Origin of the sequence: Nocardia testacea NBRC 100365, assembly GCF_000308775.1 — a bacterium.
GTDB classification, from domain to species: domain Bacteria; phylum Actinomycetota; class Actinomycetes; order Mycobacteriales; family Mycobacteriaceae; genus Nocardia; species Nocardia testacea.
Genome location: NZ_BAGJ01000159.1, coordinates 1 through 441 on the forward strand (window position 1 = coordinate 1; position 441 = coordinate 441).

The 441-nt window shown below is 66.2% G+C and carries 1 protein-coding gene; it reads right to left on the bottom strand.

Annotation, left to right across the window (positions count from 1 at the left end; all coding sequences use genetic code 11):
• A partial coding sequence (locus ON38_RS21715; RefSeq protein ID WP_157181837.1) for a phosphopantetheine-binding protein occupies positions 1–441 on the bottom strand: 441 nt, incomplete at both ends.

A 441-nucleotide genomic window follows, 5' to 3' on the forward strand; every position in this document is an offset into this window, starting at 1 on the left:
AACCACATACGCTGCTGCGCCAACGACAACGGCACCCGCTCCGGCCGCGGCTGCGCCACCAACGCCTGCCGCCCACCCGAACCGGCATGCTGCTCGACCCGCACCGCCAAACCGGCCACCGTCGGCGCCTCGAACAACATCCGCACCGGCACCGTCGCATTCAGCGCCTTACCCAACCGCGCAGCAACCTGCGTCGCCACCAGCGAATTACCACCGAGAGCAAAGAAATCATCATCCGCACCCACACGGTCCACACCGAGCACCTCGGCATAGACACCGGCCACGATCTCCTCGATCGGAGTCGACGGCGCCCGGAACTCCAGCACCTCGAACACCGGCTCCGGCAACGCCTTACGATCGAGCTTCCCGTTCACATTCAGCGGCAGCGCATCCAGCTCCACGAACACCGACGGAACCATGTACGACGGCAACCGCCGCCCC